This is a genomic window from Commensalibacter sp. M0133 (genome assembly GCF_016101485.1).
GTDB classification, from domain to species: domain Bacteria; phylum Pseudomonadota; class Alphaproteobacteria; order Acetobacterales; family Acetobacteraceae; genus Commensalibacter; species Commensalibacter melissae.
Genome location: NZ_JACFQI010000001.1, coordinates 480,957 through 493,827, shown reverse-complemented (window position 1 = coordinate 493,827; position 12,871 = coordinate 480,957). Strand labels below are relative to the sequence as shown.

Sequence of the window (12,871 nt, the reverse complement as noted above, 5' to 3'; positions counted from 1 at the left end):
AACTTGTTTGATAAAGTTAGATTGCATGATGAGAGAGACCCCCAAAAAATACTAGAAACAGTTTTTGGGTATCAGTGTTTTCGTGGTTTGCAAAAACAGGCGATTGATCTTGTAATGCAAAATCAGGATGTTTTGTTATTGATGCCCACCGGGGGAGGTAAAAGTATCTGTTATCAAATCCCGGCTTTGTGTCGTCCTGGAATGGGCTTGGTTATTTCACCATTAATTGCGTTGATGGATGATCAGGTAGCAGCTTTAAGGCAATTAGGTGTGAGTGCAGGTGCATTACACTCAGAATTGGAAAATGAGGAAGCATACAATATCCGTCATGATATTGCTTCAAAAAAACTCAAACTCTTATATGTTTCCCCAGAACGCTTACTCCAAAACGATACATTGAAATTTTTGGAAAAAATTCAAATTTCCATGATTGCAATTGATGAAGCCCATTGTATATCCGTATGGGGGCATGATTTTCGTCCGGAATATCGCCTTTTATGTGATTTACCTTGGATATTTCCCTCTGTTCCAAGAATTGCCCTTACAGCAACAGCTGATCCAGTCACGCAAAAAGATATCATTCAGGCTTTGGATATGCCTGAAGCCAAAATTCTGCGATCCAGTTTTCATCGGTCTAATTTATTTATACGTGTAATACAAAAAAATACCGAATCCAAACAGCTAAGGGAATTATTAAAAAAATATCGGGATGCGGCTTGTATCGTGTATTGTGGAAGTCGTAATAAATCTGAACGGATAGCTCATAATCTTGTTCGTTATGGTTTTACCGCTGTGGCTTATCATGCCGGTTTATCCGCACTTGAAAAAAGAGGTATCCTATTAAGGTTTCGATCAGGAGAGCCTTTAATTATCGTTGCGACGGTTGCTTTTGGAATGGGAGTCGATCGTCCGGATGTCAGATTGGTTGTACATTTGGATATGCCCAGGGGACCAGAAGATTATTATCAACAAATAGGTCGAGCTGGACGGGATGGTGATCTTGCCGAAACCGTTTTATTCTATAATGGTGCTGATGTTGCTAAGGCGCGATATTTTCTTGAACATTCTACGATTACAGATGAACAGAAGAAAATCGCGTGTTCAAGACTTGATATGATGGTGGCATTATCTGAAACGGCTGAATGCCGAACAAAACTTTTGTTGCATTGTTTTGGAGAAAACCTGGATAAGTCTTGTAATCACTGTGATAATTGTAAAAATCCTGTAAGACTGTTAAATGGAACTATAGCGGCTCAGAAAGTGATTTCTGCAGTATACCGCACTGGACAACGTTTTGGAGCAATGCATATTATTAATGTATTGCGAGGCAAATATAATATTCAAGTTGAAAATTTCCAGCATGATCGACTTTCTTTATTTGGTATTGGGAAAGATAAGTCACACAATTTTTGGCGTTCTGTTATTCACCAATTGATGGCCCGCGATGTTTTGCGTCAGGGAGAGGAATTTTCAAATTTGTTTCTAAACCAAGAAAAAGCCCGTCCGTTGCTAAGGGGGAAAAAGAGTTTATTTCTGCGTGAAGATATTGAAAAATCTGAAATATATAAATGTCAAAATAGAGACGATACATTGCTAATAACACAAAACCGGCATAAATTATTTGATGAATTAAAAAAATGGCGATCAGATGAGGCGCGTAAACAACAGGTTCCTCCATATATCATTTTTCATGATTCGGTGTTAAGGGAAATAGCTCTTTGTAATCCCCAAACCTTGAAAGATTTTAAGGATATAAAAGGTGTAGGGAATATGAAATTGGAACATTATGGATTGAAATTATTAGAAATAATCAAGGAGTTTCAAAATAATAGATAATGATTATTTATATTGGATGATTTTACGCATAAGACTAAACGATAATGAAGTCATTTATTTTACACTAATTATTCATTATTTTTTTTGACAATCAAGAATAAAGAAATTTAAAAAATGTTTTCACAAAGATCAATATTTTTGCATATGTTTCTTTATTAAAGATTCACTTGAATTTTTATCAAAAATCTATCATATACGATATGATCGATATTGTTCGACAATTCACACGTAAAGGTTCGACCGCTGGTGCTTGAAAAAGGTAATCGGTACTTTACGGAGGTTTAACCAGTTATAAGGATAATATTTATGGCAATGCCAGATTTTACTTTGCGTCAGTTATTGGAAGCGGGTGTTCATTTCGGACATCATACACGTCGCTGGAACCCTAAAATGGCACCTTTCTTATTTGGTGTCCGTAACCAGGTTCATATTATTGATCTTCAACAAACGGTTCCTATGCTGGATCGCGCATTGCATGCCGTTCGTGATACAGTTGCCAATGGTGGAAGAGTATTGTTTGTTGGCACAAAACGTACAGCTTCTGAGATTGTTGCGGAAACAGCCAAACGTTGTGGGCAGTACTATGTCAATCACCGTTGGCTAGGGGGTATGCTGACAAACTGGAAGACCATTACCAATTCTATCAAGCGTTTACGCCAGATCGAAGAAACGCTTGATGGCGATACAATTGGGTTGACCAAGAAAGAGATTCTTCAGTTGACCCGTGAACGTGATAAATTGGAACGTTCACTTGGCGGTATCAAGGAAATGGGTGGTTTGCCGGACATACTCTTTATCATTGATACGAATAAGGAAAAATTGGCTGTACAGGAAGCTAACAAATTGGGTATTCCTGTTGTGGCTGTCCTGGATAGCAATTCAGATCCTGATGGGATTACCTATCCAATTCCAGGAAATGATGATGCATTACGTTCAATCAATTTATATTGTGATTTGGTTGCCGGTGCTGTGTTGGATGGTATTTCCAAGGAATTAGGTGCCGCAGGTGAAGATATTGGTGCGGCAGAGGAATTGCCTCCTGAAATTATTATGGAATCTGTTTCTGTACAAGAGACACCAGACGTTCCAGCTTAATTGCCAATAAGTTTTCGGATTGTTGACGATTCAATATGAAATTCGTCAAAAAATCAATTTATATTAAATGATACAAGCATAACGTCTCGATATTGATCGAGACGTTCGTGTGTTAAGAAAAGGGAAAAATGATGGCAGAGATTACAGCTGCATTAGTAAAAGAATTACGTGAAAAAACCGGTGCCGGTATGATGGATTGCAAAAAGGCGCTTAATCAGACAGCTGGCAATATCGAGGAAGCTATTGATTGGTTACGTAAAAAGGGATTGGCTACTGCTGCAAAAAAATCCGGCCGTGTGGCTGCTGAGGGATTGGTAGGAATTGCGACAGCGGGTAACAAGGCCGCCATGGTCGAAATTAATGCTGAAACCGATTTTGTCGCCAGAAACGAACAGTTTCAACAATTTGTTGAGGATGTCGCCAAAGTTGCATTGACAGTGGGTGAAGATGTCGAGGCGTTGAAAAATGCCACAATGGAAAATGGAAAAACTGTTGCAGAAAATCTAACCAACTTGATTGCCACAATTGGTGAAAACATGACCATTCGACGTGTGCGTGTTTTTGAAGTTTCTTCTGGTGTTGTAGCAAGCTATGTTCATTCCGCCTTGCGTCCAGGTTTAGGAAAAATTGGTGTACTGGTTGCTTTGGAGGCACCTGAAGCATCTGATGAAATTGAGGATCTCGGTCGTAAAATTGGTATGCAGGTAGCCGCTGTACGTCCAATTGCATTAAGTGTTGAAGAAATTGATCCTGCTGCTGTTGAACGTGAAAAAAGCATTTTTATTGAACAGGCGCGTGCATCAGGTAAACCGGACAATATCATTGAAAAAATGGTTGAAGGTCGCTTACGTAAATTCTATGAAGAAGTTGTTCTTTTGGAACAAACGTGGATTCATGATGGTGAAAGCAAAGTCAAGGCTGTTGTTGACAAAAATGGAGCAAAACTTGTTGCCTTTGAACGTTTCCATCTGGGTGAAGGCATTGAAAAAGAAGAAAGCGATTTTGCTGCTGAAGTTGCCCAAGCTGCCAAGGGTTGATTACAATTAACAGGGTGGGGGAGATAGAATGCGGGAATGGTCTTCCCCGGTTATTGTTTTGAATACACGCCCTTATGGAGAAACTGATGGAATAGTGTCTGTTCTTTCGCTAGAGCAGGGATTATTCAGGGGGCTTGTCAAGGGTATGATTTCCCGTCGTCAAATTTCCATTTGGCAGACGGGAAATTTTGTCAATGTCGATTGGTCAGCGAAACTATCAGATCAGTTGGGATATTTCAAGGGCGAATTGATACGTTCGAATTTTGCAATTCTATCGTCTTGTCCATTGGCATTTTCAGCCATGCTGTCCTTATGTGCTGTTTCCGAAAGTGGATTACTTGAGCGTCAACCGGTGGAATATATTGCAAAATCATCTTTTCAATATCTTGATTTTGTCGCGGAAAACCCTACAGATTCAAATAAAGAAATTGTTCCTCGGCTATTACGATGGGAATTAAATTTTCTTGCGGCACTGGGGTATGCGTTGGATATATCAATCTGTTATGAATCTGACAAGTGTCAATCTTTTTTTGTGTCTCCACGTACGGGAAAAGTAGTTACGGAAGTTATGGCAGGAAAGTGGAAATCAAAATTATTCCCTTTTCCATCTTTTTTTCTGAATGAGGAAGAAAATGGCAATCAGAAAGATTGGATGAATGGTTTGAAATTATCCCGTTATTTTCTAGAGAAAAATGTGTTTTCCTTAATAAATAAAGACTTGCCCAGGGCAAGAAAAAATTTTGAAGAAAGAGTGGCGGCAAATATTGACAATTTTTGATATTCAATTTCATTTTTTAGATTTATGAAATAAAAAATGAGAAGAATTTGCATGTAATATCAAATTATTTGTAATCTCTGCAAAATTAAAACCATATACAGCCTTAGAAAAATAAAATATAACTGTCATATAATGACATATTTAAGGAGATTGATATGGTTTTCCGAATTTGGAGCCATTCCTATAAAGAAGGTGATGAAATGCCCAATGCCCAACGTTATCATGGCATGGGACAGAATGGAGGTAATCTTTCCCCCTCTTTATTTTGGGAGGATGCTCCAGATAGTACAAAAAGCTTTGTTATAACCATGTACGATCCTGATGCTCCAACCGGGTCTGGATGGTGGCATTGGGTTGTTGTCAATATATCACCCAACATAACACATCTGGTTGAAGGGGCTTCCTCCAATAAATTGCTGCCTGAAGGTGCAATCGAGATTCGAAATGATTTTGGTCAAAAGGAATACGGGGGTGGAGCACCACCACCTGGAAAACCGCATCGTTATATAATTACGATTCATGCATTGAATATAGCAAGAATAGATGTGACACCTTCCTCAACTCCAGCTTTCGTCGGTTTTAACGTGCATCATCATTCATTGGCTTCTGCACAATTGATCTGTCATTTAAAAGGATGAATGAATTATCACAATCATTGTTTTACAGATTGTGATAATTTGATCAATATATCGCTAATTTAAAAGCTACCCTTCAAAACCGTTGGGATTTTTACTCTGCCAGTTCCAAGAATCCTGTACCATATCATGCAGATTCAATCTCGTTTCCCAATTCAATAATTTTTTGGCGCGGTCAGCATTAGCCCAATATGCCGGTAGATCTCCATCACGGCGTGGGGCAAAATGATATGGCAATTTTTTTCTGAACACATTTTCAAAAGTGGCTATAACCTCCAGTACACTATTTCCCTGACCGGAACCCAAATTGAAAATATTCACTCCTGATTGGGTGTCATTATAGTTGAGTGCGGCCAAGTGTCCCTCAGCCAAATCCATAACATGAATAAAATCCCTGATACACGTTCCATCTCTGGTTTCATAATCATTGCCGAATACTGCAAGGGAGTCCAATTTTCCAATAGCTACCTGGGTGATATAAGGCATGAGATTATTGGGAATACCCTGGGGATCCTCGCCAATCAATCCTGATGGATGCGCTCCTACGGGATTAAAATATCTTAATATTGTAATTGACCAGTCCTGGTCCGCGATTGATAGATCCTGAAGAATTTTCTCAATGAAGAGCTTGCTGCGACCGTATGGTTGGGTTGGCTCTCCGGTTTCCATGGTTTCGATATATGGAATAATCGGCTGGGTTCCGTAAACAGTTGCGGATGAACTGAAAATAAATTTTTTGACGTTGGCCTTTTTCATGGCATCAAGCAAATTGATAGTACCATAAACATTGACATCATAATATTCCAATGGTTTGCGTACCGATTCACCAACGGCTTTCAGTCCTGCAAAATGAATAACTCCCTTTATATTGTTTTCTTTGAATATGGAGTCTAAAAGATCTTTGTTTCTTATATCCCCTTGATAAAATCTTGGTCGTTTTCCAGTAATCTTTTTAATGCGATCAAGAACGATTTCCTTGCCGTTATAAAGATTGTCAATGATAACTGGATCTATACCTTGTTTTATTAGTTGAATACAAGTATGGCTTCCAATATAACCGCAACCACCTGTAACTAATATTGTCATGAATATGGTCCTATATTCAAAAAATTAAATTATATTACTATTCAAATTAAATCGGTCAGCATATTACTGTACTGGGATTTGTAAATAAAGAAATTAATTAGTCCCATGAAATGTTACAATTCAAAAAAGAATAAAATTTTTTAATGATATTTTAATATATCCTAGACTAAAAAATGCTAACTAATTTTTTGATATGATTGATTATTAAATTTTTTACATATTTATCAATAATATATATGTATTATTCACATATTATTTTTGTTTAGAATTATTTACGTTTTCAAAACGTCATGAATTTGTTAAATTTATACAGGATTTGTCCGATTTACCTATATAAATTTAAGTTGAATTTTAATTCTGAATAAAATCAGTATCTTAAAAATAACTATTATGTTAATAATTTCATTAATTACATCATAATTATAATTGTGGTAAAATTATAATTATATATTGAAAATTGATTTCATATTGCTTAAGTGAAATATTAAACAATTGGAAAGATTGATTTAGATTATTTAATTTTTTATTTTATAGGGATAAAACTGTTATGGCTGGTAATAATATTATTTCAAGTGATACGGATTTTAGGCATGTTGTTATTCAGAATGATTATCCAATATTATCCGGTGGAGAATGGAGAGCAAAACTAGATGATGCCGGGAATACTGTCTATGTAAGCGGTGGTACCAGTGTCAAGGGGCCAGTAAACATGATTCATGGCATATTGAATATTGAAAGTGGTGCTGTCGTAAGCGGGTTAAATGAAATAGCGAATATGAGTGGATTTGGTGGACGGGCTAATCCATTAATTAATGTTATGTCAGGTGGTGTGATTAAAGATTCAAATCTTATAAATGGTGATATTCATATTTATAATGGCGGTATCTCATCCGATAACTCTATGGTATCAGAAAAAGTGACGATAGATGATGGCGGAATTTCCAATAATGATACATTCTACAATCCAGGTGATACAGCAGAAAGTGGCGGTACATTAATTAATCCCAATTTGACGGGGGGATCAAGTTCTTTCAGAACTGCGGCAAACAGGTCGGACATTTACTACGCGTCAGGTGCCGTGATGACCGATCATCATATGCCTGATATTACCTCCATTAATTCAGGCACAAAAAATGTTAGATTACATATAGCAAGTGGGGCTGTATATAATGAACCTGAAAACTATGTCCCGCCTGATTTTACAAATTATGAGATAGAAAATGACTATCCTCTGTTAACAGGTGGCAACTGGATCGCGGATGTGGATGAAAAAGGTAAAACCTATTTTCAACGGGAAGGACAGCCCAACTCCGAAAGGATTTATGGTCCAGTAGATATGATTCATGGCATATTGACTATTCATAGCGGGGCAGTCGTGGATGGTCTCAATCAAATAGCTAATATGAGTGGATTTGCTGGTGATGCTAATCCAACTATAAATATTCAGTCGGGTGGTAAACTGACAAACTCCACGGTTTTTAATGGTTTTCTTAATATATATAGTGGGGGAATTTCACAACACAATAAATATATATCAGAAGTATCCAAAATTGAAAATGGTGGAATATCTGATGATGATACTTTTTATAATCCTACCACAAGTAAGGATGTTAAAGATGAAAATTATAGAAACGGAGGTATATTAAGAAATCCCAATTTGAAGGGGGGATCAAGCTCTTTTCGCACAACAGATGGTGCAGGTAAATATACTATAGCAAATGGCGCAGGGTTTGTTAATCCTCATATTGATAATTCAGCAAATGCAAATGGAACAGATATAACATTACCCATTAAAGGTGATGAAACATATCCATGCTTTTTAGCCGGAACTTTAATCAAAACTGATAGGGGTGATATCGCTGTTGAAAATCTTGGGGTGAATGACAGGGTTTATATTCACACAGAAAACGGGTTGCAATTACAGCCCATAACCTCCATAGTCAGTGATACACATTTTGTTAACACGCATTTGCCCGATGATGAGGGTGGATATCCTGTCTGTATTCTGAAAGATGCCATTTCCGAGAATATTCCGTATCAAGATACTTATGTAACACCTGAACATTGCCTGTTTATTGATGGTAAATTTATACCTGTGCGTATGTTGGTCAATAATCATTCCATTTTTTACGATCATTCACAGAAAATGTACAGATACTATCATATTGAAACAGGAGAACATTCTGTCATCACGGCGAATGGAATGCTTACTGAAAGTTATTTGAATACCAGGGACACCATCAAGGATGTTGAAAATAATGTTATCCGGTTGCCTAAAAATTGGGTAAATGATGCCGCGGCTCCATTAAACGTTGATCGTGATAGTGTGGAAAAAGTATATAATTCCCTCTTGGATCAGGCTTTGGCCAAACATATTGATAGAAAAGGCAGAAAACCCCTAATTACAAATGATCATGATATTTGCCTTATAGCCGATAATGGCAATGTTATCGAAAAGCGAATTGATAATGGAAAAGTAACCTTCGTTATTCCAAAAAATACCAGGAATGTCCGGATTGTTTCCCGTGCAAGCCGACCAAGTGATGTTATTGGTCCATTTGTTGATGATAGACGCTATCTCGGTCTATTGATCAAGAGCATCAAGCTTTTCAATAAAAATAAGAGTTTTGATATTGATGTTCATCTCAGTGAAGAAAATCTTGATGGATGGCATACACTGGACAGTGATTCAGTCAGATGGACAAATGGCAATGCCTTTCTACCTTTGGAGGATTATTGCAAAGACGATAAATGTGTTCTCGTTCTGGAAATCGTTTCTGCAGGTCCCTATGTTCTTGAGGAAAATGAAGAGCGCAAAAAAGCGGTACAACAGTAGAATCGGATTTACATGACGTCTGCATCATCAAAGGATAAAAAATCCTATGTAAATGTGACACCTGTACCTACTCAGTCGGCACCCAAAGAAATCCGATATGATTTCAATTTGGGTGCCAGAGTAATGCTCCCCAAAAGAGAAAAGGGATTATGGAAAGTTACATTGCAAGATCTTGATACCGGCAATATCCTGTTCCAAGGTCAAGTCGCTGGGGGAACGGTCAGTTCCTCCAAACGTTTTTATGTCAATTTTAAAATTACTGTGGAGGAAATAGAAAATAATGTAACAAGAAAATTGTTCAATCATCAACTGGATCTAAAAGATAAAAAGGTTGTCATTCAATGTCCGGTTGGAACAATTGGTGATACTTTTGCCTGGTTACCCTACGCCATTGAATTCAAGAAAAAACATTCGTGTAAGTTGCACTGTATAATTGATGAAAAATTTATTGATCTTTTAAAAAGATCATATCCAGAAATCAATTTTACAACAATGAAAAAGGCCGAGGAAAATAACATATTTTCTGATAGTTATGCCTGTTATTATTTTGGTCTGTTTTTCAAGGATGAGCAAAATTTATATCAGCCATGTGATTTCAGGTTGGTGGGGTTGCATAAAACAGCAGCTTACATTTTGGGGTTGTCGACAGAAAAAGATGAGAAACTAACCCTTAGATTACCTGATGAATCCAGACCTATCAAAGAAAAATATGTATGTATTGCCGTTCAAGCAAGCTCTCAATGTAAATATTGGAACAATCCCAAAGGTTGGGAACTTGTTGTTGATTATTTGAAAAGTCAAAACTACAGGGTGATCTGCATTGATCAGAATACCATCTCGGGACATGGTATAATATTTAATTCCATACCTTACAATGCGGAAAATGAAACAGGAAACCGGCCTTTATCAGAACGCGCAAGATGGTTGAAACATGCCGAATTTTTTGTTGGATTGAGTTCAGGATTGTCCTGGATGGCGTGGACAATGAATATTCCTGTTGTCATGATTTCCGGATTTACCCATCCCATGAACGAATTCTATACGCCATATCGGATTATAAATTGGCATGTCTGTAATTCCTGCTGGAATGATATGAAATATGAATTCGAACATGATAATTATACGTGGTGTCCACGACATCGTGATACGCCCAGACATTATGAATGTACAAAATCAATAACTTCTACTTTTGTTATTCAAGTCATTCAAAAACTGATTTCAAATATAAATAAAGAATGATTCTACCAGAATATAAATTTATTATCATGGAAGTATAAAAATTCCCTGATAATAAATTTTAAAAACAATTAAATTGTTCCTAATTATATATAATAAATTAATTAAAATATTTCCCTAATATCAATAATAAAAAATTACATAAATATCTTGTTAAATAATTTTTTAACATTACGTTAGTTTTATTAAGTAATTTACATTTTATATTTTGTAAAATGCTAATAATTGTTTTTCTATTGAAATAAGATGTTGGGTTGTATTTGTTCCCAGATTTCAGATAATCAGGCAATTCTTTTTGAATATACAGGTCTGGTCAAACTTCCATATGAATGCATTGTTATAAACTTTTATGAATAAAATTGATATTTTAATATAAACAGTTGCTATTAATTTTTATTTGCATATAAAATTGATTTCTATTTTCATTTTATGCTCTAACTCATTGATTCGATCACATATTTGATTAAGGAAAGTAATTTATAATGTTTAAAAAAAATCTTTTGATAGGCTGTACAATCCTATTGTCAACACCAGCCTTGGCTGTAGAATATCCCATTGGCAAACCACAGATATGTGGAAATATGGAAATTGCTGCAGTCTATCTGCAGCCTATCGAAATGGAGCCTGACGGTATCATGTTGTCAGCGACAAATTCTGATGTTCATCTTGAAGCGGATATTCATGCAACAGCCAATAATAAAAATGGTTTTCAAGAAGGCAGCTGGATGCCTTATCTACAAGTATCTTATGAGTTAACCAAAATTGGTGATGAGAAAAAATTACAAGGTATACTTCATCCAATGGTTGCAAATGATGGACCGCATTATGGCGAGAATATCAAACTTCTGGGAGCGGGAAAATATCATTTAAAACTCACGCTTCATCCACCGGCCAGAGAATCCATGTTTGGTCGTCATGTTGACAAGGAAACGGGTGTTGCACCCTGGTTTGGGGAGTGTGTCACACAATATGACTTTACATATGCCGGAACTGGTAAAAAGGGTGGATATTAATATTTAAAGCAGCGACTAAATATAAATTATTAAGACGTTCAACATATTTATAAATAAATATTACATCTTAATAATTTAAGATTGTTTATTGATAACCCAATCATTAAAAGCATATTTTCGGATATTCAGAATGAAAAAATTTTATGCTGTTTTGGCATTGTTTTCCATTTGGCCAGTATACGTTTTCGGTGCACCACTTCAAAATTATGATATCACCATCACGGATGGTGTTTTTAAACCCTCATCAATAGAAGTGCCGGCAAACCAGCGTTTTAAAATTACCATTAAAAATACAGGTAAAGTACCGGCTGAATTTGAAAATCTTTCTTTAAGGGTTGAAAAGGTCTTGGGGCCTGATGTGACCTCTTTCGTGGTTATACATCCACTTAAAACGGGGAAATATCATTTTATCGATGATTTTCACGTCAATATGCCAGGCTTTGACATTATTTCCAAATAGGAGTTTTTATTATGGGTGCGCCTTTGTTTATTGTATGGCGTGAGAGCGTTGAGGCATTACTGGTTATAGGCATTTTATATGCATGGCTGAGAAGGGAGAATCTGGTATCCCTGACAAGACAGCTATGGATTGGGACAGGACTTGGTCTGGCGCTTGCAGGATTATTGGCTGTTGCATTTTGGATCGCCAGCACTTGGTTTGCCGGTGCGGGTGGAGAATGGTTTTTTACCATTATGATGTTTGTCGCGGCATGTTTGATATTGCAAATGGTAATCTGGATGCATCATCATGGTAGAGGTGTGAAAAAGCATCTTGAACAGGAGGCAGCCGAAAGTGTACAGAAATCCGGAAGTGGAATAGGGATTCTTCTTTTATCCATGCTGGCAGTCGCAAGAGAGGGATCAGAAACAGTTGTATTTTTGGCAGGTATTGGTGCGGAACAAAAGGGATCTTCATTGCGGTTATTTATACTGGGCGGTTTTTTGGGATTAATCTTGGCATTACTAACATTTTGGTGTTTACAGAAATCATTTAAATTCATTTCATGGAAATGGTTTTTCATTGTAAGTGAATTTCTTTTGCTTCTAATTGGTGGTGGACTTTTTATAAGCGCCATTGATAAAGCCTCTGTCCAGATTGCCGCTTATGATATTCCGGAATGGATTTATAATTTTATGGATAATCCTGTATGGAGTACAGCAGGGTTTATTCCTGACAACAGTACCTTAACAGGTTTGACAGGTTATCATGCGGAACCTTCATTAATGCAAATTTCAGCTCTTGTTATTTACTGGTTCATTGCCATTTTATTGTGCAACGTAACTTTTAAAAAAACTTATTAATACAATAAATAATATTG

11 protein-coding genes are annotated in these 12,871 nt (G+C 36.7%); 10 read left to right on the top strand and 1 reads right to left on the bottom strand.

Features of this window, described 5'->3' with window-relative positions:
- Positions 1 to 3 precede the first annotated feature (3 nt).
- From recQ to H3T46_RS02195, 5 genes are all read left to right on the top strand, one after another.
- Positions 4 to 1,836, top strand: coding sequence for a DNA helicase RecQ (gene recQ / locus H3T46_RS02215; RefSeq protein WP_198197290.1), 1,833 nt, complete (start codon positions 4 to 6; stop codon positions 1,834 to 1,836).
- Positions 1,837 to 2,142: 306 nt separating this feature from the next.
- A complete protein-coding gene (gene rpsB, locus H3T46_RS02210; RefSeq protein ID WP_110438106.1) occupies positions 2,143 to 2,931 on the top strand; it encodes a 30S ribosomal protein S2 in 789 nt (262 codons plus the stop codon).
- A gap of 131 nt (positions 2,932 to 3,062) precedes the next feature.
- Positions 3,063 to 3,968: a translation elongation factor Ts gene (tsf, locus tag H3T46_RS02205; protein WP_110438105.1), complete on the top strand. Its 906-nt coding sequence runs from the start codon at positions 3,063 to 3,065 to the stop codon at positions 3,966 to 3,968.
- Positions 3,969 to 3,996: 28 nt separating this feature from the next.
- Positions 3,997 to 4,746, top strand: coding sequence for a DNA repair protein RecO (recO, locus tag H3T46_RS02200; protein ID WP_198197289.1), 750 nt, complete (start codon positions 3,997 to 3,999; stop codon positions 4,744 to 4,746).
- Positions 4,747 to 4,901: 155 nt separating this feature from the next.
- Positions 4,902 to 5,384 (top strand): YbhB/YbcL family Raf kinase inhibitor-like protein, encoded by a 483-nt coding sequence (locus H3T46_RS02195; protein ID WP_155580494.1) that lies wholly within the window; start codon positions 4,902 to 4,904, stop codon positions 5,382 to 5,384.
- A gap of 66 nt (positions 5,385 to 5,450) precedes the next feature.
- On the opposite strand, the gene galE is transcribed toward H3T46_RS02195, so the two are convergent.
- Positions 5,451 to 6,467 carry a UDP-glucose 4-epimerase GalE gene (galE, locus tag H3T46_RS02190; protein WP_198197288.1) on the bottom strand — a complete coding sequence of 339 codons (1,017 nt, stop codon included), beginning with the start codon at positions 6,465 to 6,467 and terminating at the stop codon, positions 5,451 to 5,453.
- A 547-nt stretch (positions 6,468 to 7,014) separates the two neighbouring features.
- Here galE and H3T46_RS02185 point away from each other — a divergent pair.
- The 5 genes from H3T46_RS02185 (at position 7,015) to H3T46_RS02165 (ending at position 12,854) form a co-directional block, all read left to right on the top strand.
- Positions 7,015 to 9,303 (top strand): Hint domain-containing protein, encoded by a 2,289-nt coding sequence (locus H3T46_RS02185; protein ID WP_198197287.1) that lies wholly within the window; start codon positions 7,015 to 7,017, stop codon positions 9,301 to 9,303.
- A 12-nt stretch (positions 9,304 to 9,315) separates the two neighbouring features.
- Entirely contained in the window at positions 9,316 to 10,542 is a 1,227-nt protein-coding gene (locus H3T46_RS02180; protein WP_155569317.1) for an autotransporter strand-loop-strand O-heptosyltransferase, read from the top strand.
- 479 nt (positions 10,543 to 11,021) lie between these two features.
- Positions 11,022 to 11,552 carry an iron transporter gene (locus H3T46_RS02175; protein WP_198197286.1) on the top strand — a complete coding sequence of 177 codons (531 nt, stop codon included), beginning with the start codon at positions 11,022 to 11,024 and terminating at the stop codon, positions 11,550 to 11,552.
- Positions 11,553 to 11,682: 130 nt separating this feature from the next.
- Positions 11,683 to 12,012, top strand: coding sequence for a cupredoxin domain-containing protein (locus H3T46_RS02170; protein ID WP_155566887.1), 330 nt, complete (start codon positions 11,683 to 11,685; stop codon positions 12,010 to 12,012).
- Positions 12,013 to 12,023: 11 nt separating this feature from the next.
- The gene (locus H3T46_RS02165; protein ID WP_155566886.1) at positions 12,024 to 12,854 is read left to right on the top strand and encodes an FTR1 family protein; all 831 of its coding nucleotides are present in this window, start codon (positions 12,024 to 12,026) and stop codon (positions 12,852 to 12,854) included.
- Positions 12,855 to 12,871: the final 17 nt, after the last annotated feature.

Excerpts from the sequence above, each read along its gene's own strand:
- H3T46_RS02170 (WP_155566887.1), top strand. The coding sequence starts at position 11,683 with ATGAAAAAATTTTATGCTGTTTTGGCATTGTTTTCCATTTGGCCAGTA.
- H3T46_RS02175 (WP_198197286.1), top strand. The coding sequence starts at position 11,022 with ATGTTTAAAAAAAATCTTTTGATAGGCTGTACAATCCTATTGTCAACA.
- H3T46_RS02180 (WP_155569317.1), top strand. The coding sequence starts at position 9,316 with ATGACGTCTGCATCATCAAAGGATAAAAAATCCTATGTAAATGTGACA.
- galE (WP_198197288.1), bottom strand. The coding sequence starts at position 6,467 with ATGACAATATTAGTTACAGGTGGTTGCGGTTATATTGGAAGCCATACT.
- recO (WP_198197289.1), top strand. The coding sequence starts at position 3,997 with ATGCGGGAATGGTCTTCCCCGGTTATTGTTTTGAATACACGCCCTTAT.
- tsf (WP_110438105.1), top strand. The coding sequence starts at position 3,063 with ATGGCAGAGATTACAGCTGCATTAGTAAAAGAATTACGTGAAAAAACC.
- H3T46_RS02165 (WP_155566886.1), top strand. The coding sequence starts at position 12,024 with ATGGGTGCGCCTTTGTTTATTGTATGGCGTGAGAGCGTTGAGGCATTA.
- H3T46_RS02185 (WP_198197287.1), top strand. The coding sequence starts at position 7,015 with ATGGCTGGTAATAATATTATTTCAAGTGATACGGATTTTAGGCATGTT.
- rpsB (WP_110438106.1), top strand. The coding sequence starts at position 2,143 with ATGGCAATGCCAGATTTTACTTTGCGTCAGTTATTGGAAGCGGGTGTT.
- H3T46_RS02195 (WP_155580494.1), top strand. The coding sequence starts at position 4,902 with ATGGTTTTCCGAATTTGGAGCCATTCCTATAAAGAAGGTGATGAAATG.